This is a genomic window from Kutzneria chonburiensis (assembly GCF_028622115.1).
Classification (GTDB): domain Bacteria; phylum Actinomycetota; class Actinomycetes; order Mycobacteriales; family Pseudonocardiaceae; genus Kutzneria; species Kutzneria chonburiensis.
In genome coordinates, this window is record NZ_CP097263.1 from 644,432 (window position 1) to 665,721 (window position 21,290).

Annotated in this window: 21 protein-coding genes and 3 pseudogenes; 15 read left to right on the forward strand and 9 right to left on the reverse strand. The window is 68.3% G+C overall.

Features of this window, described 5'->3' with window-relative positions:
* Positions 1-33: 33 nt before the first annotated feature.
* The 12 genes and pseudogenes from M3Q35_RS03080 to M3Q35_RS03135 all read left to right on the forward strand — a co-directional run bounded on the left by M3Q35_RS03080 (position 34) and on the right by M3Q35_RS03135 (position 10,988).
* On the forward strand, positions 34-270 hold the full coding sequence (locus tag M3Q35_RS03080) for a hypothetical protein (protein ID WP_273940053.1): 237 nt from the start codon (positions 34-36) through the stop codon (positions 268-270).
* Between the two features lie 110 nt (positions 271-380).
* The gene (locus tag M3Q35_RS03085) at positions 381-2,033 is read left to right on the forward strand and encodes a ferritin family protein (RefSeq protein ID WP_273940054.1); all 1,653 of its coding nucleotides are present in this window, start codon (positions 381-383) and stop codon (positions 2,031-2,033) included.
* Between the two features lie 62 nt (positions 2,034-2,095).
* Positions 2,096-3,124, forward strand: coding sequence for an NADH:ubiquinone reductase (Na(+)-transporting) subunit F (locus M3Q35_RS03090; RefSeq protein WP_273940055.1), 1,029 nt, complete (start codon positions 2,096-2,098; stop codon positions 3,122-3,124).
* 12 nt (positions 3,125-3,136) lie between these two features.
* On the forward strand, positions 3,137-4,318 hold the full coding sequence (locus tag M3Q35_RS03095) for a ferritin family protein (protein ID WP_273940056.1): 1,182 nt from the start codon (positions 3,137-3,139) through the stop codon (positions 4,316-4,318).
* Positions 4,315-4,686, forward strand: coding sequence for a propane 2-monooxygenase effector subunit MimD (mimD, locus tag M3Q35_RS03100; protein WP_273940057.1), 372 nt, complete (start codon positions 4,315-4,317; stop codon positions 4,684-4,686). Before M3Q35_RS03095 ends, mimD begins: the two co-directional genes overlap by 4 nt.
* A gap of 8 nt (positions 4,687-4,694) precedes the next feature.
* Complete coding sequence (locus M3Q35_RS03105) at positions 4,695-5,729, forward strand: amidohydrolase family protein (protein WP_273940058.1); 1,035 nt, start codon at positions 4,695-4,697, stop codon at positions 5,727-5,729.
* Positions 5,726-6,438 (forward strand): annotated as a pseudogene (locus M3Q35_RS03110) (iron-sulfur cluster assembly protein). Before M3Q35_RS03105 ends, M3Q35_RS03110 begins: the two are co-directional and overlap by 4 nt.
* A complete protein-coding gene (locus M3Q35_RS03115; protein ID WP_273940059.1) occupies positions 6,435-7,460 on the forward strand; it encodes an NAD(P)-dependent alcohol dehydrogenase in 1,026 nt (341 codons plus the stop codon). Before M3Q35_RS03110 ends, M3Q35_RS03115 begins: the two are co-directional and overlap by 4 nt.
* Before the next feature lie 13 nt (positions 7,461-7,473).
* Positions 7,474-9,164: pseudogene (gene groL / locus M3Q35_RS03120) on the forward strand (chaperonin GroEL).
* 168 nt (positions 9,165-9,332) lie between these two features.
* Positions 9,333-10,471 (forward strand): annotated as a pseudogene (locus tag M3Q35_RS03125) (Nramp family divalent metal transporter).
* Positions 10,468-10,671 (forward strand): hypothetical protein, encoded by a 204-nt coding sequence (locus M3Q35_RS03130; RefSeq protein ID WP_273940061.1) that lies wholly within the window; start codon positions 10,468-10,470, stop codon positions 10,669-10,671. The pseudogene M3Q35_RS03125 and the gene M3Q35_RS03130 overlap by 4 nt, the downstream one beginning before the upstream one ends.
* Entirely contained in the window at positions 10,668-10,988 is a 321-nt protein-coding gene (locus tag M3Q35_RS03135; RefSeq protein WP_273940062.1) for a putative quinol monooxygenase, read from the forward strand. Before M3Q35_RS03130 ends, M3Q35_RS03135 begins: the two co-directional genes overlap by 4 nt.
* A 73-nt stretch (positions 10,989-11,061) precedes the next feature.
* Here M3Q35_RS03135 and M3Q35_RS03140 read toward each other — a convergent pair whose 3' ends face one another.
* Complete coding sequence (locus M3Q35_RS03140) at positions 11,062-11,400, reverse strand: hypothetical protein (RefSeq protein WP_273940063.1); 339 nt, start codon at positions 11,398-11,400, stop codon at positions 11,062-11,064.
* Positions 11,401-11,453: 53 nt separating this feature from the next.
* Between M3Q35_RS03140 and M3Q35_RS03145 the strand changes: the two genes are divergently transcribed.
* Positions 11,454-11,597 (forward strand): hypothetical protein, encoded by a 144-nt coding sequence (locus tag M3Q35_RS03145; protein WP_273940064.1) that lies wholly within the window; start codon positions 11,454-11,456, stop codon positions 11,595-11,597.
* 69 nt (positions 11,598-11,666) lie between these two features.
* Here the strand turns inward: M3Q35_RS03145 and M3Q35_RS03150 are convergent, their stop codons facing one another.
* Genes M3Q35_RS03150 through M3Q35_RS03160 form a run of 3 tightly spaced genes read right to left on the reverse strand, consistent with a single transcriptional unit; the run spans position 11,667 to position 15,227 of the window.
* Positions 11,667-13,001 carry an APC family permease gene (locus M3Q35_RS03150; protein ID WP_273940065.1) on the reverse strand — a complete coding sequence of 445 codons (1,335 nt, stop codon included), beginning with the start codon at positions 12,999-13,001 and terminating at the stop codon, positions 11,667-11,669.
* Positions 12,998-13,882, reverse strand: a complete 885-nt coding sequence (locus tag M3Q35_RS03155) for a proline iminopeptidase-family hydrolase (RefSeq protein ID WP_273940066.1) — start codon at positions 13,880-13,882, stop codon at positions 12,998-13,000. The genes M3Q35_RS03150 and M3Q35_RS03155 overlap by 4 nt, the downstream gene beginning before the upstream one ends.
* Positions 13,883-13,910: 28 nt before the next feature.
* A complete protein-coding gene (locus tag M3Q35_RS03160; RefSeq protein ID WP_273940067.1) occupies positions 13,911-15,227 on the reverse strand; it encodes a radical SAM/SPASM domain-containing protein in 1,317 nt (438 codons plus the stop codon).
* Between the two features lie 193 nt (positions 15,228-15,420).
* Between M3Q35_RS03160 and M3Q35_RS03165 the strand changes: the two genes are divergently transcribed.
* Both M3Q35_RS03165 and M3Q35_RS03170 read left to right on the forward strand, forming a co-directional pair.
* Positions 15,421-16,125: a YqjF family protein gene (locus M3Q35_RS03165; RefSeq protein ID WP_273940068.1), complete on the forward strand. Its 705-nt coding sequence runs from the start codon at positions 15,421-15,423 to the stop codon at positions 16,123-16,125.
* A gap of 179 nt (positions 16,126-16,304) precedes the next feature.
* A complete protein-coding gene (locus M3Q35_RS03170) occupies positions 16,305-17,846 on the forward strand; it encodes an LCP family protein (protein WP_273940069.1) in 1,542 nt (513 codons plus the stop codon).
* On the opposite strand, the gene M3Q35_RS03175 is transcribed toward M3Q35_RS03170, so the two are convergent.
* From M3Q35_RS03175 to M3Q35_RS03195, 5 genes are all read right to left on the reverse strand, one after another.
* A complete protein-coding gene (locus M3Q35_RS03175; protein WP_273940070.1) occupies positions 17,839-18,705 on the reverse strand; it encodes a sugar phosphate isomerase/epimerase family protein in 867 nt (288 codons plus the stop codon). The two genes, M3Q35_RS03170 and M3Q35_RS03175, sit on opposite strands and share 8 nt — an antisense overlap.
* 118 nt (positions 18,706-18,823) lie before the next feature.
* Entirely contained in the window at positions 18,824-19,075 is a 252-nt protein-coding gene (locus tag M3Q35_RS03180) for a PLDc N-terminal domain-containing protein (protein WP_273940071.1), read from the reverse strand.
* Positions 19,076-19,136: 61 nt separating this feature from the next.
* On the reverse strand, positions 19,137-19,571 hold the full coding sequence (locus M3Q35_RS03185; protein WP_273940072.1) for a GNAT family N-acetyltransferase: 435 nt from the start codon (positions 19,569-19,571) through the stop codon (positions 19,137-19,139).
* 19 nt (positions 19,572-19,590) lie between these two features.
* Complete coding sequence (locus tag M3Q35_RS03190; RefSeq protein WP_273940073.1) at positions 19,591-20,166, reverse strand: FMN reductase; 576 nt, start codon at positions 20,164-20,166, stop codon at positions 19,591-19,593.
* Positions 20,163-21,239 (reverse strand): LLM class flavin-dependent oxidoreductase, encoded by a 1,077-nt coding sequence (locus tag M3Q35_RS03195; RefSeq protein ID WP_273940074.1) that lies wholly within the window; start codon positions 21,237-21,239, stop codon positions 20,163-20,165. The genes M3Q35_RS03190 and M3Q35_RS03195 overlap by 4 nt, the downstream gene beginning before the upstream one ends.
* Positions 21,240-21,290: the final 51 nt, after the last annotated feature.

Below are 21,290 nucleotides of genomic sequence, written 5' to 3' on the forward strand. Positions count from 1 at the left end.
GGAGTGGGATGAGAGGTCGGAGGTGTGTGGGCAATGGAGGAGAAGGAGTCCTACAACCCCTGGACGATTGTCAACGTCGTCTTCACTCACTTGGTCGAACAGGGCTACCACCCGGTGCTCGGCGAAGCCGGGCATCCCGGCGAGCCCGCGGCCCAGCTGCTGCGGGCCCTTGGCCTCACCCCCGTTGTCGGCGGCACCGACGAACGGGTGGTCCAGGAGAACCGCGCGAAGCTCGCGGAGCTGCTCGACAAGGAGTTCGGGCCCCGCTGACTGTCTCATTTTGAGACCGGGAACGACCCGTGTTCCCGGTTGTAATTCCTAGCGCGACAGGCGCAACGACGACGCGCTCACCGCCGGCGACCGGCGGGTTAGGAGTGACCATGAGCCGCCAGAGCGTGGCGAAAGCACACCAGAAGATCCAGGAGCTGAGCTGGGACCCGGTGTACCACGAGCCGGTCTCGCACTACGGCACCGACTACACCTTCCGCAAGGCGAAGAAGAAGGACCCGCTCAAGCAGGTGCTGCGGTCCTACTTCCCGATGCAGGAGGAGAAGGACCACCGCGTGTACGGCGCCGAGGACGGCGCCATTCGCGGCAACATGTTCCGGCAGGTCCAGGAACGCTGGCTGGAATGGCAGAAGCTGTTCCTGTCCATCATCCCGCTGCCCGAGATCTCGGCCGCCCGGGCGATGCCGCTGCTGTTCCGCACGGTGCCCAACCCGGAGCTGCACAACGGCCAGGCGATCCAGATGATCGACGAGGTACGGCACTCGACGATCCAGCAGAACCTCAAGCGCCTGTACATGAACAACTACATCGATCCCGCCGGCTTCAACTCCAGCCTGCGCAACTTCCAGAACGACTACTGCGGCACCATCGGCCGGCAGTTCGCCGAGGGCTTCATCACCGGCGACGCCATCACCGCGGCCAGCATCTACCTGACCATCGTGGCCGAGACGGCGTTCACCAACACGCTGTTCGTGGCCATGCCGGCCGAGGCCGCGGCCAACGGCGACTACCTGCTGCCGACGGTGTTCCACTCGGTGCAGTCCGACGAGTCCCGGCACATCAGCAACGGCTACGCCACGCTGCTGATGGCGCTGTCCGACGAGTCCAACCACCAGTTGCTCGAACGCGACCTGCGCTACGCGTGGTGGAACAACCACCGCGTGGTCGACGCCGCGATCGGCACCTTCATCGAGTACGGCACCAAGGACCGCCGCAAGGACCGTGAGAGCTACGCGGAGATGTGGCGGCGCTGGATCTACGACGACTACTACCGCAGCTACCTCGTGCCGCTGGAGAAGTACGGCCTGACCATTCCGCACGACCTCATCGAGGAGTCCTGGAACCAGATCTGGAACAAGGGCTACGTGCACGAGGTCGCGCAGTTCTTCGCCACCGGCTGGCTGGCCAACTACTGGCGCATCGACGCGATGACCGACACCGACTTCGAGTGGTTCGAGTACAAGTACCCGGGCTGGTACGACAAGTACGGCAAGTGGTGGGAGAACTACAACCGCCTGGCCACGCCGAACGGGCACCACCCGATCGTCGCCGAGAACGTCGACTACGTGTACCCGCACCGCTGCTGGACCTGCATGGTGCCGTGCCTGGTCCGCGAGGACATGGTGATGGACAAGGTCGACGGCCAGTGGCGCACGTACTGCCACGAGGCCTGCCGCTGGACCGACGCCGAGGCGTTCCGGCCGACCTACCAGGGCCGCAACACGCCGAACATGGGCCAGCTGATCGGCGCCCGCGAGTGGGAGACCCTGTACCACGGCTGGAACTGGGCCGATGTGGTGCAGGACATGGGTTTCGTGCGCGACGACGGCAAGACCATGGTCGCGCAGCCGCACCTGGACCTGAACCCGAAGAAGATGTGGACGCTGGACCACCTTCGGCGGATGCCCCCGGTGCAGAGCCCGAACGTGCTGCTCAACCAGATGACCGACGAGGAGCGGGCCGCGTTCCAGGCCGACTACAACCGGCAGGGTCCTGCCGGCAGGCCGGCTCCCGCCCGGGCCTGACACGCGGTCGAAGAGGAGGCGACCTCCGGCCGCCTCCCTCGCCCCCAGCGAGAGGCTTTTCCATGGGCGACAAGCACCGCATCCGCTTCGAGCCGGTCGGCATCGAGATCGAGGCCGACGAGGACCAGACCATTCTGCGGGCCGCCGCCGAGCAGGGCGTGATGCTCATGCACGGCTGCAAGGAGGGCCAGTGCGCGGCCTGCAAGTCGTTCATCCTCGACGGCGACGACGTCGAGCACGACCGGTACTCCACGTTCGCGCTGCCCGACTACGAGAAGGAGGAGGGCTACACGCTGCTGTGCCGGGCCCACGCGTACGAGGACGTGACCATCGAGCTGATCAACTACGACGAGGAGATGATCCGCTCCGGGCTGCCGATCCAGCAGGCGGTCGTCGAGGTCGTGTCCAAGGACCGCGTCACCCATGACCTGGTGCAGCTGGTGGTGCGGCTGGTCGAGCCGGCCGACCTGAAGTACTTTCCCGGCCAGTACCTGGACTTCGCGGTGCCCGGGCGGGACGCCACGCGGTCGTTCTCGATGGCCACCACCTCGGCCGCCGGCGGCCTGCTCGAGTTCGTCATCAAGATCTACCCCGACGGCCTGTTCTCCGGCGTGCTGGACAACGAAGTCGCGGTCGGCGACCGGTTGTCGGTGACCGGGCCGTTCGGGGTGTTCACGTTGCGGGACAGCACTTCCCGGCTGGTGTTCCTGGGCGGCGGGGCCGGCATTGCGCCGATTCTGGCGCTGCTGCGGACCATGGCCGAACGGGGCATCGACCGCGAGGCGGTGTTCTACTACGGCGCCCGCTCCCGGCGTGATCTCTGCTTCGAGAAGGAGCTCGCCGAGCTGGCCACCCGGTTGCCCCGCTTGACGTTCGTGCCGGCACTGTCCGAACCGGACGGTGAGCCGTGGGACGGCGAGGTCGGGCTGATCACCGACGTGGTCCGGCGGCGGGAGTCCGACCTGTCCGGGGCCGACGCCTACGTGTGCGGGCCGCCGCCGATGGTCGAGGCGGCGCTGGAGCTGTTGCCCGCCTTGGGCGTGGCCGACAAGCGGGTCTTCTACGACAAGTTCACCACGACCGGCGGCTGAAGGAGTTAGCCGATGACAACCACCGCAGAACCCACCACCGAACGCAGCGTGCCCAAGCCGGTGTTCACCGACGCCGAGGCGGGCGCCAAGGTGTTCCCCGACTCCGACGCACGCCGCTACAACTACTTCAAGCCGGCCAAGCGCAAGCAGAGCCACTACGAGGACGTCACCGTCGAGGTGCAGCCCGACCCACGGCACTACCTGTCCCAGGGCTGGCTGTACGGCTTCGCCGACGGCACGGGCGGCTATCCGTTGGAGTGGACCGCTTTGCGGGCTTGGGGCAGCGACCGGCCGGTGCCGGAGCGCTACGCCGGCTCCGGCGGCCAGGGCTACGAGTGGCCGGCCCACGGCTGGCACGAGTTCCGTGACCCCAACGAGGAGTGGGAGCTCACCCTCTACCGCTACAACTCCAACGTGGTCCGCCAGCTCAACCAGAACATCGAGGCGGCCCGCCAGGCCAAGGCGTTCGACCAGTGGAACCGCAACTGGGTGCAGTTCGTGGCCCAGCACGTTGGCGCGTGGATGCACGTGGACCACGGCCTCGGCCTGTACCTGTTCGCCAACGCCAACCGGCGTGCGCCGACGAACATGCACAACAACGCGATCTCCGTGAACAGCATGCACCGCATCCGGGCGGCGCAGGACCTGGCGCTGTACAACCTGACGCTGAGCGAGGAGATCGCCGACTTCGACGGCGGCGCGCACCTGGCCACGTGGAACTCCGACCCGTCCTGGCAGGGCGTTCGCGAGACCGCCGAGCAGCTGACCGGCGTGTGGGACTGGTGCGAGGCGATCTTCGCGGCCAACGTCGTCTTCGAGCCGTTGGTCGGGGAACTGTTCCGCAGCAACCTGGTCCAGCAGGCGGCACCGTCCAATGGGGACTTCATCACGCCGACCCTGATCGGCGCCGAGGAGTACGACTTCGCCGAGCGGGATCTCCGCTACACCAAGCCGATGTTCCAGCTGCTGGTCAACGACAAGCAGTTCGGCACGGAGAACCGCCGGCTGATGCAGTCCTGGCTGGCGACCTGGGTGCCGCGCTGCATCCACGCCGCCCGCACGCTGCAACCGCTGTGGTCGCAGCCGGACGCCAAGCCGCCGCGCTTCGAGGACGGCCTCGACCGGGCCAAGAGTCGGTTCAGCGCGATCCTGTCCGAACTGGAACTGACGGCACCGAAGGAGTTGGGCCAGTGACCACCTTCAAGACGGCCGAGAGCCCGTTCAAGCAGAACAGCACCGCCTCCAACATGTGCGGCTTCACCCTGATGAACAACCAGGTCGGGGCGATCGTCGCGGAAGTGATGGCCGCCAAGGACAACGTCACCGTGCTGCCGCTGCCGTCGATGATCAGGGTGGACGCGGTCGGCCGGATGGACGTCGTGTACAGCGAGATCGACGAGGCGGCCGGCGAGGAGGAGGGCTGGTTCACCGCGGCCGAGTTCGAGGAGAGCATGTCCACCCACTACGGGCGCATGATCCACGAGGACGACCGCACGATCATGTTCGCCAATCCCGAGGACGCCGCCGAGTACCTCGACTTCGACCTCGTGGCCCGGTCCTAGGAGGCAGCGTGTACGTCAAGGACGGTGTGAAGTACTTCGTGGTCGACGGCCACACCCACTTCTGGGACGCCAGCCCGGCCAACTGGGTGCCCGGCCAGGAGGAGTTCGCCAAGGGCTGGATCGAGTGCTTCCACGCGTACCAGAGCCTCGGCCCGGCGCAGACGCACTGGCCGCTGGAGAAGTTCCAGAAGTACTCCGAAGAGCAGATGATGACCGATCTGTTCGACCAGGGCCACGTGGACGTCGCGATCTTCCAGCCGACCAACCTCCGGCAGTGGTACACGGAGGGGTTCAACACCACGGAGGCCAACGGTGCCTTGGCTGAACGGCATCCCGGCAAGTTCGTGGTGAACACCAACTGGGATCCCCGCGACGGCGAGGACGGACTGAAGGCGCTCGAGGAGCGAGCCAAGCGCTGGGGTTGTGTCGGGGCGAAGCTCTACACCGCTGAGTGGAAGGGCGACTCACGCGGCTGGAGCCTCAAGAGCCCGGAAGCCGCGCGGTACCTGGAGAAGTGCCAGGAACTGGGCATCCGCAACATCCACATCCACAAGGGGCCGACGATCTGGCCGCTGGACAAGGATGCCTTCGATGTGTCCGATGTGGACCACGCGGCGACCAACTTCCCGGAGCTGAACTTCATCGTCGAGCACGTCGGCCTGCCGCGGATCGAGGACTTCTGCTTCATGGCCACGCAGGAGCCCAACGTCTACGCGGGACTGTCCGTTGTGGTCGGTGGTCTGATGCACGCGCGGCCGCGGTTCTTCGCCAAGGTCATGGGCGAGCTGCTGTTCTGGCTCGGCGAGGACCGGCTGGTGTTCGGCGCGGACTACGCCATCTGGGAGCCCAAGTGGCAGGTCGAGGGCTTCGTCGACTGGCAGATGCCGGACGGCGAGGAGTTCTCCGACTACGGCAAGCTCTCGGTGACGGCCAAGAAGAAGATCCTCGGCCTCAACGCGGCCAAGTTGTACGACCTGAAGGTGCCCCCGGAGTGCGAGGTCGACGCGCCCGAGGTCGAGCCGGTCGGTGTGCCGGCGTCATGACCTCCGTGACTCGTACCCCCGACCAGGCCGCCGCCGTGCTGGCGGCGGTCTGGTCGGCCCTGGGCACCGTGCTCGATCCCGAGCTGGACGAGCCGTTGACCCACCTGGGTTTCGTCTCGCACTGCCTGGTCACCGAGGAGGGCGAGGTTCGCGTGCGGCTGCGGCTGCCGACGTATTTCTGCGCGCCGAACTTCGCCTATCTGATGGTGGCGGACGCCTATGACGCCGTTCGCGCCGTGCCCGGCGTGACCGCGGTGTCCGTGAAGCTGGAGGACCACTTCGCCGCTGCGTCGATCAACGACGGAGTGGCTCAGCGGGCCGGCTTCGTGGACTCCTTCCCCGGTGAGGCTGTCGCCGAGCTCGACGACCTGCGCGCGGACTTCCTGCGCCGGGCCGTGCTCGCCGGCACCGACCGGGTCTGCCGGGCGCTGATCGCCACCGGCGTCGACCGTTTCAGCCTTGTCGACCTCACTCTCGGCGACGCACCGGAGGGCGCCGACCGAGAGCGGTTGCGTTCCCGCAGAAGGAACTCGGCCTGCCCAGCGGGGACTCCGATCCGCTGGTGCTCGATCCGGCGACGGGCGAGGCGGTCACCGACATCCGGGCCCACCTTGGCCTTGCCCGGCTGACACGGGTCAGCCAGGAGGCCAATTCCGGGGTGTGCCGGGGAATGCTGCTCGGCCGTTACGGAGTGAAGGAGGAGCTATGAAGGCCGTTCGGCTGCACTCCTACCACAAGCAGCCCGTCGTCGAAGAGGTGCCGGAGCCGCGGGTTTCCGACCCGTTCGACGTGGTGGTGCGCATCGGCGGCGCCGGTGTCTGCCGCACCGACCTGCACATCATCGAGGAGCAGTGGGCGTCGCGGTCCGGCGTCACGCTGCCGTACACCATCGGACACGAGAACGCCGGCTGGGTCGAGGAAATCGGTTCCGGAGTGTCCAATGTGGCCGTCGGTGACACGGTCATCCTGCACCCGACGCCGACCTGCGGCCTGTGCCACGCCTGCCGTGCCGGCGACGACATGCACTGTGTCAGCTCGGTTTTCCCGGGGATCAACGCCGACGGCGGCATGGCCGAGTACCTGCTGACCTCGGCCCGGGCCTGCATCAAGCTGGACCCGGCCACGCAGCCGTCCGACGTGGCGGCGTTGGCCGACGCCGGCATCACGGCGTACCACGCCGTGCGCAAGGCGGTTCCTCTGCTGTACCCCGGTACGGTATGCGTGGTGAACGGGGCCGGCGGGCTCGGGCACATCGGCATCCAGTCGCTGGCCGCGCTGACCGCGACCACGATTGTCGTCGTCGATCGCAACCCGGAAGCCCTTGACCTGGCGGCGAAACTCGGCGCGGACCAGACGATCGTGGCCGACGGCAAGCACGTCGACGCGGTGCTCGACCTGACCGGCGGCAACGGGGCCGAGGTGGTGCTGGACTTCGTTGCCGAGCAGGGCGCCCAGCAGGACGCCTTCGCCATGACCCGGCGCGGCGGCTCGCATTTCGTCATCGGCTACGGCAGCAACCTCGACATCCCCACCATCGACATCATCTCCACCGAGCGCAACGTGGTCGGCAACCTGGTCGGCACGTACAACGACCTGGTCGAGCTGATGGTGTTGGCGCAGAAGGGGAAGGTCACCCTGCACACCCGCAAGTACCCGCTGGACGCCGCGCCGGACGCGCTGGCCGACCTGGACGCCGGCCGGGTGCGCGGCCGGGCCGTGCTCACCCCGTAGAGAGGCTTGGACCATGGCCAAGGAACTGCGCTTCGGCGCGCAAGCCCGGGACCTGCTGCTCTCGGGGGTGGACAAGCTGGCCGAGGCGGTCAAGTCCACGCTGGGCCCCAAGGGCCGCAACGTGATCATCGAGAAGATCACCGGATCGCCGGTGGTCACCAACGACGGCGTGACCATCGCGCGGGAGATCCACCTCAAGGACCAGTTCGAGAACATGGGCGCGCAGCTGGTCAAGGAAGCCGCGATCAAGACCAACGACGTGGTCGGCGACGGCACCACCACGGCCACGGTCATCGCGCAGGCCATCATCCGCGAGGGCATGGCCCGGATCAGCCAGGGCGGCAACCCGGTGCTGATCAAGCGGGGCATCGACCACGCCGTCGGCCTGTTGGTCGAGCACCTGGAGAAGGTGGCGCACCCGGTCGGCTCGCGCCAGGATTTCGCCCGGGTGGCCGCGATTTCGGCCAACGACGACGATCACGTCGGCGCCGTGATCGCCGAGGCGCTGCACACCGTCGGCGAGGGCGGCGTGGTCAGCATCGAGGAGTCGCCGAAGATCGGCATGCGGGTCGACTTCGTCGAGGGCTTCGAGTTCGACAACGGCTACCTTTCGCCTTATCTGGTCACCGATCCCGGCCGGCTGGAGGCCGTGCTCGACGACCCGTACATCCTGATGTGCAGCGAGAAGATCACCAAGGTCCAGGAGCTGATGCCGATACTGGACAAGGTGATGCGGGATCCGCGGCCGCTGCTGGTGATCGCCGAGAACGTCGAGGGCACGGCACTGAGCATGTTGGTGCACAACCACGTCAACGGCATGTTCAAGGCCTGTGCCGTGCGGGCTCCCGGCTTCGGCGACCGGCGGCTGCACAAGCTGGAGGATCTCGCCGCCGTGGTCGGCGGGGCCGTGCTGTCACGGCAGTCCGGGTTCTCGCTGGAGACGTTGACGTTGGAGCATCTCGGCCGGGCGCAACAGGTTCGTATCACCGAGAACAGCACGACCGTGGTCGGCGGCTTCGGCAGCGAGGCCGACATCGAGTTCCGGGTGACGCAGCTGCGTTCCGAGCTGGAACGTGCGGTCAACGGCACCGACGAGGACGTGCTGACCGAGCGAATCGGCGCTCTCACCGGGAAAGTCGCGTTGATTCGGGTCGGCGCGGCGACTCCGGCCGAACTCAAGGAACTCCAGCACCGCGTCGAGGACGCCCTGTCCGCGACTCGGGCCGCCATGGCCGAGGGCATCGTGCCCGGCGGCGGGGCGGCGTTGCTGCACGCCGAGAAGGTGTTGACCGACCTCGGCGTCACCGGCGACTACGCCACCGGCGCCGAGATCGTCCGGCGGGCGCTGTCCGAGCCGGCGTTCCTCATCGCCGCCAACGCCGGCCTGCCGGCCGCGCAGATCCTGGCCCGTACTCGCGAACTCGGCGAGGACGAGGGTTTCGACGCCCTGCACGAGCGTTACGGGAACATGGTCGAGATGGGCATCATCGACCCTCTTCGCGTGTGCCGGTCGGCCCTCCAGAACGGCGCTTCCGTCGCCGGCCTGCTGCTCACGACGAACTCGTTGATCGCCGAGGAACAGACCCCGTGGGGCGGCAGCGCCGCCCTGATGACCGAATTCGGCCCCCTGGACGAGGGCCTGCACCAGCCCTCACCCGACGCCAGCACCCCCAATCCCTAGGCATGGGCCCGTCCGTCGCCTGATTTTTCGCTTGGAAGGGGGCCTTCCTGCACTCGGAGTGGAGGAAGGCCCCCTTCCAAGCATCGCACTTTGACACATGGGAGGTGGCTGTGCTTGAGCGTGATCCGGGCTCTGTCGCGTTGCGGCCGGCTGTCTCCGCGAAGCTGGTGGGACCGGCGTTCGTGGCCGCGGTGGCGTACATCGATCCCGGCAACTTCGCCACGAACGTCACGGCCGGCGGGCTGTTCGGGTACCGGCTGCTGTGGGTGATCCTGGCGGCCAACGTGATGGCGATGCTGGTGCAGTACCTGTCGGCCAAGCTGGGCATCGCCACCGGGCGGGACCTGCCGGAGCTGTGCCGGGAGCACTTCCCGCGGCCGGTGTCGCGGGGGTTGTGGGTACAGGCCGAGCTGGTGGCGATGGCGACCGACCTGGCCGAGCTGGTCGGCGCGGCGGTCGGCCTGAACCTGCTGTTCGGGGTGCCGCTGCCGATCGCCGGCGTGATGACGGCCGGGGTGGCGTTCGGGGTGCTCGCGTTGGAGCAGCACGGCCGTCGCCCGTTCGAGCTGGCCATCGCGGCGCTGTTCGGCGTGGTGTTCCTGGGGTTCGCCTACGACCTGGCCACGGTCGGCGTGCACGGGGACGTCGCGTCGGGGCTGGTGCCGGGGTTCGCCGGGTCGAGCAGCGTGCTGCTGGCCGTGAGCATCATCGGCGCGACGGTGATGCCGCACGTGATCTACCTGCACTCGGCGCTGACCAAGAAGCGTGCCCATCACCGTAGCGAGATGTCCCGGCATACGTTGCTGCGGTCGCAGGCCGTGGACGTGTTGCTGGCCTTGGGCACCGCCGGTTTGATCAACATGGCCATGCTGGTGCTGGCGGCGTCGCTGCCGATCGCCGGAGACCCGATCCTGTCCGCGCACGACTCGCTCGGGCGGCTCGTCGGGGAGGGGCGGCGTTGGCCTTCGCGATCGCGTTGCTGGCCTCGGGGGTTTCGTCGTCCAGCGTCGGGACATATGCCGGGCAGGTCGTGATGCAGGGCTTCATCCGCCGCGGCATTCCGTTGTACGTGCGGCGGGGGATCACCATGCTGCCCGGGTTGACCGTGTTGGCGCTGGGGCTGCCGACTACGGACAGCCTGGTCATCTCCCAGGTCGCGCTGTCGTTCGGCATTCCGTTCGCTCTCATTCCCTTGGTGCTTTTGACGCGGAGGGCCGACGTCATGGGGTCTTTCGTCAACCGCCGCGTCACCACCGTCGCCGCGGCCGGCTGCGCGGCGTTGATCACCGTGCTGAACGTGTACCTGGTCGTCGCGGAGGTGAGCTCGTGATCTCGTTGGTCGTGCTCGGTGGCACGCTCACGCTGTCCCTGCTGGCGTTCCGCTTCGCGGAGTTGGGCGCGGTGCCTTCGTGCGTGCGGGCGCGGGTGGCGTGGCTTTGTTCCCACGCCTCAACTTTGCTCACCATCGGCGCGGCGGTATTGATCATCGGTATCGTGGGCCTCGCCCACTCGACAGGAGGCTCGCCGTGATCTTCATCGTGGTCAGGTTCACCGTCCGTCCCGAGGTTGCCGACCGCTGGCTGGACATCGTCGCCGACTTCACCGCCGCGACACGGTCCGAGCCCGGCAACGTCTTCTTCGACTGGTCCCGCAGCGTCGACGACCCGAACGTCTATGTGCTGACCGAGGGCTTCCAGGACGACGCCGCCGAGGCCCACGTGACGTCCGCGCACTTCCAGGCGGCCATGGCTGAGCTGCCCAAGGCCATCGCCACCACGCCGCAGATCATCAACGTCACCATCCCGCAGGACGGCTGGTCCGAGATGGCCGAGCTCAAGCCCGCCTGATTCGGCTGACAGCCCCAGACCCCCGCGAGTCCCGCTCTCCGGCACACCGAAATGCGGTTTCGGGCACACCTTCTCAGCGGTGGGCCCGAACCACGCGCCACCGGGGGCCGATGCGCCGGCCGAGTTCGCCGACGAAGTCATCCCGCAGCGGCGGCCAGTTGGTGAAGCGCACGCCCAGATTGCCGACCTGGCAGGTCCATGTGCCCGGCCAGTCACCCAGCAGCGCCGCATGCCCGCACGCGGGACAGCCGACGGTCGGCTCACCGGACAGCAGCCAGGGTGTCATCTGGTCGATGTAGTGGTCGATGCCGAGGCGAACGGTGCAGGCCGGACAGTCGGGCGGCGTGACGTTCTGCGCCGAGTCGAAGACCATCCGGTCCGTGATGACAGTGACGCCGGTGTTCCACAACAAGTCGATGACCGTCTCGGTGGTGGTCCGAGACGCGGCTTCCGGGCCAGGGAGGTATGCGGGCCCGGGGGAGGTTCGGCACGACCACGCCGATGGCGAGCAGCCAGTCGAGCACCGCGTCGGCGCGGGCCGACACCTCGCTTTCCGGCACGGAGATCTCGACCACCGTCTCGTCGTTGTCGCTCACCGGGCGACCCTAACGGGCAGCCGAGGGTCGGTTCTGCGCGAAAACGTATTTCGGTGTGCCGGAGAGCGGGACTCGCGGGGGTTCAGTGGTCGATGGGGCGGCGGGTGAGCTTGCGGACGACGATGACGACGACGCCGACGGCGAGCCAGATGAGGCCGCCGATCTTGGCGTCGTCGTCGGCGTTGAGCAGGACGTAGCCGATGATCACGAAACCGATGAGGGGCACGGCGAGGTGCATGCCGAAGGTGCGCTGGCGGCGCTTGATCAGGTGGTAGACGGCCACCGAGACGTGGAGCATGAGGAAGGCGAACAGGGCGCCGAAGTTGACGAGGGTGGAGAGGAACTCGATCTGGCCGACGAAGAAGATGCCGAGGATGAGGGACACGACGGCGACGAGCAGGACGGCGCGCTCGGGGACGCGGCGTTTCTGGTTCACGTGGGCCAGGAACGACGGCAGGGTGTGGTCGCGGGCCATGGAGAACAGCAGGCGGGCGGTGGCGTTCTGGGCGACGAGGCTGTTGGCCACGGCGGCGGCCAAGGCTGACGTGATGGCGACGAGGACGGTGAGCCACGGCCCGGCGGCGAGCCCGGCGACCTGGTAGAAGGCCTGGTTGGTCGCGTCCTGGCCGACGAACTCGGTGGTGCCGGGCACCAGCATCGCGGCGAGCCAGGTCTGCACGATGAACAGCACGGCGACCAGGCACAGCGAGATGACGGTGGCCCGGCCGACGACCCGCGGCCCGCCCTGGACCTCCTCGGACTGGGTGGAAATGGCGTCGAAGCCGAGGAAGGACAACACGGCCACCGACAACGCGGCGAAGACGAGGCCGGGGGAGAACTCGGCGGCGTTGAAGAACGGGGTGAACGACCACGCCCCACGGGCGGACACGGTGATCACGGCGGCGACGACGAAGATGGCCAACACCACCAGCTCGCCGATGAGGAACCAGCGGTTGACCTGGGCCGTGGTCTCGATGCCGGCCAGGTTGACCACGGTGTTCAACACGACGAACAACACCACCCACAGCCACTGCGGCACGACCGGTACCACGGTGCCCAGCGCCGCCGCGCCGGTGACATAGAGCAGGGTCGGCACGAGCAGGTAGTCGAGCAGAATGGCCCAACCGGCCAGGAAACCGACCCACGGGGCGATGCCGCGACCGGCGTAGGAGTACACCGAGCCGGCGACCGGGAAGGCGCGGCTCATCTCCCGGTAGCTCAACGCGGTGAACAACATCGCCACCAGGCCGATGACGTACGTCAGCGGCACCATGCCCTTGGCGGCGTTGAAGACCACGCCGAAGATGGCGAACGGGGCGATCGGCACCATGAAGATCAAGCCGTACACCAGCAGGTCCCGCAGCCGCAGCGAGCGCTTGAGCTCCTGCCGGTAGCCGAAGTCGGCGAGCTCGCTCACGACAGCGTCCCCAGGAACCCGCCGACGACCTCGGCGAACCGCTCGGGCTCCTCGACGTGCGGCATATGGCTGGACTCGGCGAAGATCTCCCAGCGCACATCGGGAATGGCGTCGAAGTACGGCTGCACGGTCTCCGGTGTCGCCTCGTCGAAGTGACCGCTCACGAGCAGGGTCGGCACGGCGACGGCCGAGACCCGGTCGATGATCGACCAGTCCCGGATGCTGCCGATCACGTGGAACTCGCTGGGGCCGTTCATCGCGTGGTACACGGTGGGATCCCGATCGATCTGGCCCATCGCGTAGGCCACCTCGTCGGGCATCGGCACGATGCGACACAGATGCCGTTCGTAGAACACGTCGACGGCCTCCTTGTACTCCTGGCTGTCGGTGGTGCCGGCGGCCTCGTGCGCACGCAGCGTCTGCTCGACGGCCGGCGGCAGTTCGGCCCGCAGCCGGTCGGCGGCCGCCGACCACAGGTGCATGGACGCCGGCGAGTTGGCGATCACCAAGCCGCGCAGGCCCGCCGGCCGGCGCACGGCGTGCTCGGCGGCCAGCATGCCGCCCCACGACTGCCCGAGCAGCGCGTACCGGTCGGCGATGCCCAGCGTCTCCAGCAGATTGTCCAGCTCCGCCAGGAAGAGCTCAACCGTCCAGAAGTCGGGTGCTGCCTCCGGAAGATGAGTCGACCGGCCATTGCCGAGCTGGTCGTAGTGCACGACGGCCCGGTCGCCGGCCAACGACGTCAGCCGCAGCAGGTAGTCGTGCGTGCAGCCGGGGCCGCCGTGCAGCACGACCAGCGGCACCCCACCTGAGCCGAGCTCACCGGTGATCCGGTACCAGGTCTCGTGTTCGCCGAACTTCGCACGCCCCTCAGTGACCATGCCTCTCTCAGTACAGAGGTCGGCCGGGTCACGTCAATAGCGGTGTGAGACCGGCTCGAGCGGCTTCCAGGTCGAGCCGCTGCTGGATGTTGAACTTGTAGCTGGGGCAGGGTGATTTTCCCTCGCCCCAGTGCTTCGGGCAGCCGCCGCCGCACACCGGCAGGAACACGCAGCCGGCGCAGCTCTGCTCGCCGCGGTTGATCCGGTCGTGCCAGTCGTCGTACTGCCCGGCCGGCCGCTGCCGGTCGTGGTCGGCGTGCTCGACGAGCTCCAGCACGTCGCCCTGCTCGTGCTGGGGCACGAGCGGATGCTCGGTGCACGAGAAGATCGCGCCGCTGCTGCTGATCACCTCGGCGCTGCGGGTCACGGCCGGGCAGATCGGGCCGCGCAGCTGCCCCGGGATGAGGGTCCGGGTGACCATGCCGACGTCGTGCATCCGCCGCAGCCACCGGGGTTCCGCCGCGGCGAACCGCTGCCGGGCCACCCGCGGCGCGGCCACGTCGTTGGTCCACGAGGGCACGACGCGCAGGTCGAATTCGATCATCGGGTGGTTGAGGCCGGCCTTGACCATGACGTCGATGAAGGCGTCAACGTGGTCCAGGTTCGCCAGCTCCAGATTGCCGCGAATCGTCAGGCGCAGCAACGGGAACTCGTCGGCCTGCCGCACGACGTCGGCCATCACGCCCAACACCCGCCCGTGCCGGTCGCCGAAGCCGTCGATCGTCACGCACAGCGCATCGACCCCGCATTCCTCATACAGGACACGGAGTTTGCGCATGGTCAGTTCAGATCCGTCAGTGGTCAGCCGTGACCGGTAGCGCACGCCGGCCGTCGCGCACGCCTCGACGAACTGCCCGGCCAGGTCACGGATGACCGGATACGCCAGCAGCGGTTCGCCGCCGAACCACCCGATCCGGATCTCCTCGGTGCTCGGCCGGTGCACGGCGCGCAGGATCCGGTCCCGCACGGCGCTGCGGTGGTTGGCCGAGCTCTTGCCGCGCACGTGCACCTGGCCGCAGTACTCACAGCCCAGATTGCAGTAGCCGGTCGGCACCAGCATGTAGTTCAGCGACGCCGCCGAGCGCGACCGGGCCCGCTGCTCGTCCAGCACGTCGGTCAGCTCGTCACGGCCCTCGGGCACCAGGATCCTGAGGTCGGCGAGGTGATCGGAGACGGCCGCCGGCAACGTGCCGCAATCGCCGTGAGACAGCGTCCGGGCCACCTTGTCGCCGAGCGTGCTGACACGCGAGGTGCGGGTGTTGAGCACGAGGCGCACGGGATCGCCGTGGCCGTCGGTGTAGACGGTGTCGCTGACGACGAGATACCTGCTTGCTTGCTGACCCACGACGTGCGTTCTCCCCGGCCTGACCTGCTGATGACACGAATCCTCATCTCGCGGCCGGGCCGCCGGGTATACGCACATCTACGTAGGACGGTGATGTATCTGTTGTCTCCCAATGCTTTTCCGGTGACCTGACTGCCCGGGAGTCACTGCCGGCCGGGTAGTTTCGGGCAACCGGTGGGCTATGGTCGGTGGCATGGAGGTCGAGCCGGTCACCGTCACGACACCGCGGCCGCTGCGCCGAGCGGTGATGACGCAGTCGTGGCGCGAGCTCGCCTTCCTGCACTGGCCGGTCGAACCGGACCGCGTCGCCGGGCTGCTCCCACCCGGCACGCGACCGGACACCCTGGCCGGCGCCACCTATGTGGGGCTGGTTCCGTTCCGCATGCGGTGGGTGTGGCGCATGCCCTATCTCGGCACGTTCCCGGAGACGAACGTGCGACTGTACTCAGTGGACGATCATGGCCGACGCGGCGTGGTCTTCCGCTCGCTCGACGCCGCCCGGCTGCTGCCCGTGCTCATCGGCCAGCACGGCGTGGGCCTGCCGTACCTCTGGGCGTCGATGCGGATCGACCACGAGGGCGACGTCGTCACCTACACCAGCCGCCGCCGCGGCGGGCCGTCGAGCCGGATCCGGGTGTTGCGCGGGCCACCTGTTCCCGAACCGAGTGAGCTGGAACACTTCCTGACCGCGCGCTGGGGACTGCACGTGGCCTGGCACGGTCGCACGCGCTACATACCGAACGAGCACCCACGGTGGCCGCTGCACCGGGCCGAGCTGCTGGACCTCGAGGAGGGCCTGGTCGCGGCGGCCGGCCTGCCGCGGCCGGCCGAGCCACCGGTGAGCGTGCTGTGGTCACCCGGAGTGCCGGTGCGCTTCGGCCTGCCCTTGACCCGATGAGGTGATGCCGTCACCCACGGTGGTCCTCGCGCGGGCGGAACGCCCCGGTTGTCCAGGTCGCCCGCCCGGACGGGCGGCGGCCGCCTCACAGCGGGCAACGGCAAGGCACTATGGACGTCTAAGGGAGAGTGGGTGCACCGCCGTGCGACCCCGTTGACCACGCAGAAGGGGGTCGCGCCATGCCGGAGCGCCTCGACACGCGGCGGATGCCGCCGCGTCCGGCCGGGCCGCCGCCCCGGCCGGTCGCGCGCCGCCGCCAGAACCCGGCCCTGCGCACCGTCCAGGTGCTGCTGGCCGTGGTGTCGATGGTCGTGTTCGGCGGCACCTGGTACGCGTGGTCCCAGCTGGCCCGGCTCGACGGCCTGACCACGGCCAACGTCATCGGCAAGAGCGTGCCCCCGGCGGCCGAGCAGAACATCCTCATGGTCGGCCTGGACACCCGTACCGACGCCATGGGCAATCCGCTGCCGCAGGACGTGCTCAACCAGCTGCACGCCGGCGGCGCGGACGACGGCGGCGACACCACCGACACCATGATCGTGATCCACATCCCGGCCGGCGGCGGCGCGGCCACCGCCATCTCCATCCCGCGCGACTCCTACGTGCAGATCGCCGGCGACTACGGCAAGCACAAGATCAACTCGGCCTACAGCTACGGCCGCAACGACGCCTACGCCACGCTGTCCAAGCAGGGCGTCAAGGGCGCGGAGCTGGAGACCAAGGCGGCCGAGGCCGGCGCCAAGAGCTCCATCGCCACCATCCAGCAGTTCACCGGGCTGGAGATCACCCACTACGCCGCGGTCAACCTGGCCGGCTTCTACTTCATCAGCCAGGCCATCGGCGGCGTGCCGGTGTGTCTGATCAACCCGGTCAAGGACTCCTTCTCCGGGGCCAACTTCCCGGCCGGCCAGCAGACCGTGGAGGGCTCCAACGCGCTGGCCTTCGTCCGGCAGCGGCACGGCCTGCCCAACGGCGACCTCGACCGGATCAAGCGGCAGCAGGCGTTCATGTCCAGCATGGCCAAGACCGTGCTGTCGGCCGGCACGCTGACCAACCCGACCAAGCTGAACAACCTGATCGACGCCGTGAAGAAGGCCGTGGTCATCGACCAGGGCTGGGACGTGCTCCAGTTCGCCCAGCAGCTGCAGGGCATGAGCACCGGCAACATCAAGTTCGTGACGATCCCGATCGTCAGCATCACCCTTCAGACCCCGCACGACGGCGACGCCGTGCAGGTCGACCCGGCCCAGGTGCAGCAGTTCGTCCAGCAGACCATCGCCGGGCCGGCCGGCTCGACCGCCGCCGGCGGCACCGGCGCGGCCAAGCCCAACACCGCCGACTACTCGTCGACCATCGTGGACGTTCGCAACGGCTCCGGCGTCTCCGGCCTCGCGGCCAGCGTGCTGGACACGGCCGTGAGCAAGGGCTTCGGCCGCGGCGACACCGGCAATGCCACTGCCCGCAAGGCTTCCAGCGTGAACTACCCGGCCGGCGGCAAGGCGGCGGCGCAGGCCGTGGCCACCGCGCTGGGCGGGATTCCGTTGGTGGCCGACGATTCCATCACCGACGGCCACGTCCGGGTCATCCTCGGCAGCGACTACAACACCAAGTACGGCTTCACCGGCAACGCCGCCGTGCAGCTCAACACCTTCGCCGCCGCCGCACAGACCAGCTCGTCCAACGCGGCCATCACGGCCGACGGTGTGCCCTGCATCAACTGACCGGTCGTCGGCCGACGGCCAGACCGCGGCCGACGAGGTACTCGTAGCAGTTGTTGAGCAGCCAGTACATGTCGTAGTGCGAGCGGTCCATCTCGACGATGTTCCAGCGCACGTCGGGGTTGGCGCGGGCGATGCCGTCGACGTCGATCGTGCCCGTGCCGTAGGGGACCATGTAGTCGTCCATGCCGGTGGCCGGACCGTCCTTGATGTGGATGTACTCGACCCGGCGGCCGAGTGACCGGAGCACCTTCACCGGGTCGGCGCCGCCGGTCTGGGCCCAGTACGTGTCGAGCTCGATGACCACTGCCGGGTCCAGCGCGTTCAGCAGGATCCGGTAGGCCTGCTGGCCGTTGAAGGAGTTGCGGAATTCGGCGAAGTGGTTGTGGTAGCCGATGCGCATGCCGTACGGGCGAGCGTTGACGACCGCCTCGTTGATCCGGTCGGCCCCGCGCAGAATCGCGTCCCGGCTGTCGAACTCCTCCGGCTCCAGGCTCCACACCAGGGTGCGGGAACCCAGTTCCGCGTACGTGTCGAGGATCGACTTCGCGTCCGGGCCGGACGGGAACGGCGCGTGCGAGCTGCACAGCCCGAGGCCGAGGTTGTCCAGGTGCGCCCGCACGACCTTCGGCGAATTGTCGTACAGGTCATAGCTTTCGATCGCCACGTAGCCGATCGCCGCGACCTTGTCGAGCGTGCCGAGCAGGTCCTGCTCGGCCTGGTCGTTCAGCGACCACATCTGCAATGCGATCGGTGACGGGCAGCGCCGGTTCGTCGCGCCGGCGGCCGGCGCGGCCAGCGCACTGCCGGCCGCCAGCAGCGCGGCCGAGGTCAGCAGTGAGCGGCGGCTGAGCTGACTCATAGGGATTGTCCTTCACAGGAGGCGGAAGTCGCCGGCGGCAGGCGAAAAGTGACTCTCACTCCACCGTGGCCGGCGACCCCGGTCAACCCGTGGCGATCGATGAGGCATGAGGTCGGGGTCAGTAGTACTGGCGGGGGCGGGGTTTGCCCGCGACGAACCACAACAGGCTGCCCAGGAACGGCAGGCACAGCACCACGAAGAACCACAGGATCTTGCCGCCGCACCCGATGTCCGCCCCGAGGATGCTGAACAGCGCGGCCAGGAAGAAGACGACGAGAAACAGGCCGACCGCGACCATGACCACGATCAGCCCGATGCCGAGGCCCTGCGTGGCCAGGTCGTGGTTGATCTCCAGCGAGAGGTGCGACATGCCACGAAACTATGAGCTGATCGGGTGATCGGGCATCGATCTCGCGTCGGAACGCGGCGTACTACTTTTGTCGAATGGTGTACCGGTAGAGGTTCGACTCCCGCAGCTCGAAGCCCAGCCGCTGATACAGCCGGTTCGCGCCTTCACGGGACGGCCGCGAGGTGAGGTCGACCGTGCGGACCCCGGCCTCGCCGGCCCGGCGGACTGCCGCCATCGTGAGGGCCTCGCCGACGCCCTTGCCCCGCGCGGCCGAGTCGACGACCACGTCGTCGATGTGGGCCCGCAGCCCGGTGATGATGGGGTACAGCACCAAAGTCAGCGTGCCGACAATGGTTTCCCCGTCCCGGGCCACGAAAACGGTCGTGGCCGGGTGGGCGGCGATGGCCGCCAGCGCCGCCCTGGACAGCGGCGCGGCGGAGGAGGAAAGCTGAGGCAGCAGCCGCGTGAAGGCGTCCGCCACCTCGTCGGTGACCTCGGACAGGATGTCGATCTGCACGTTCCTACTGTGCCAGAACCTATTGGGCCAGCAGCTGCTCGAACGGCACGAAGGTGTCGGCCGGCTTGGCCACGGTCCGCAGACCGGCCGCCCGGTCGGCCAACTCCGCGCCGGCGCGGCGGACGCGGTCGTGCAGCGACGGGCTGCCGAAGTCGGAGGACGCGGCGTAGACGCCGGTCGGGGTGACCTCGGCCCGCAGGTAGGCGAACAGGGGCCGCAGCTGGTAGTCGAGCACCAGGGAATGCCGCTCGGTGCCGCCGGTGGCGGCGATCAGCACGGGCTTGCCGACCAGGGCGTCCTTGTCCAGCACGTCGAAGAAGGACTTGAACAGCCCGCTGTACGAAGCGGTGAACACCGGGGTGACGGTGATCAGGGCGTCGGCCGACGTCACGGCGGAGATGGCGGCGGCCAGCTTGGGGCTGGGGAAGCCGGTGAGCATGTTGTTGGTGACGTCGACGGCGATGTCCCGCAGCTCGATGACGGTCACCTCGGCCTCGCCCAACGCGTCCCGCGTGGCGGCGGCGAGCTGGTCGGCCAACAGCCGGGTGGACGACGGCTGGCCGAGACCGGCCGTCACGACGGCGATGGTGGTCATGCGGACACCTTCTTCGCGAGCAGCGACTGGTGGGTGGGGGCGTCGGGCACGTGGGCCGGGCGCTTGGCGTCCAGCTCGCGGCGCAGCACGGGCACGATCTCGCCGAGCAGGTCGAGCTGCTCGAGCACGGTCTTCAACGGCAGGCCGGCGTGGTCCATCAGGAACAGCTGGCGCTGGTAGTCGCCGAAGTGCTCGCGGAAGGTCAGGGTCTTGTCGATGACCTCCTGCGGGCTGCCGACGGTCAGCGGCGTCTGCGAGGTGAAGTCCTCCAGCGACGGCCCGTGCCCGTACACCGGCGCGTTGTCGAAGTACGGCCGGAACTCGCGCACGGCGTCCTGCGAGTTGCGGCGCATGAACACCTGCCCACCCAGCCCGACGATGGCCTGGTCGGCAGACCCGTGCCCGTAGTGCTCGAACCGCTGCCGGTACAGCTGGATCAGCTGCTGGAAGTGGTACGTGGGCCAGAAGATGTGGTTGGCGAAGAAGCCGTCGCCGTAGTAGGCCGCCTGCTCGGCGATCTCGGGGCTGCGGATGGAGCCGTGCCACACGAACGGCGGCACACCGTCCAGCGGCCGCGGCGTCGAGGTGAACTCCTGGAGCGGCGTGCGGAACTTGCCGGACCAGTTGACCACGTCCTCGCGCCACAACTTGTGCAGCAGCGCGTAGTTCTCGATGGCCAGCGGGATGCCCTGGCGGATGTCCTGCCCGAACCACGGGTACACCGGCCCGGTGTTGCCACGGCCCATCATCAGATCGACCCGGCCGTCGGCCAGGTGCTGGAGCATCGCGAAGTCCTCGGCGATCTTCACCGGGTCGTTCGTGGTGATCAGCGTGGTCGAGGTGGACAGGATCAGCTTCTCGGTGCGCGCGGCGACGTAGCCGAGCATGGTGGTCGGCGAGGACGGCACGAACGGCGGGTTGTGGTGCTCGCCGGTGGCGAACACGTCCAGCCCGACCTCCTCGGCCTTGAGCGCGATCGTGACCATCGCCTTGATCCGCTCCGCCTCCGTCGGCGTGACGCCGGTGGTGGGGTCGGTGGTCACGTCGCCGACCGTGAAGATTCCGAACTGCATCGTCGCTCTCCTCTCGACTCATCCAGTACTTGAACTCTCAACTACCGGACG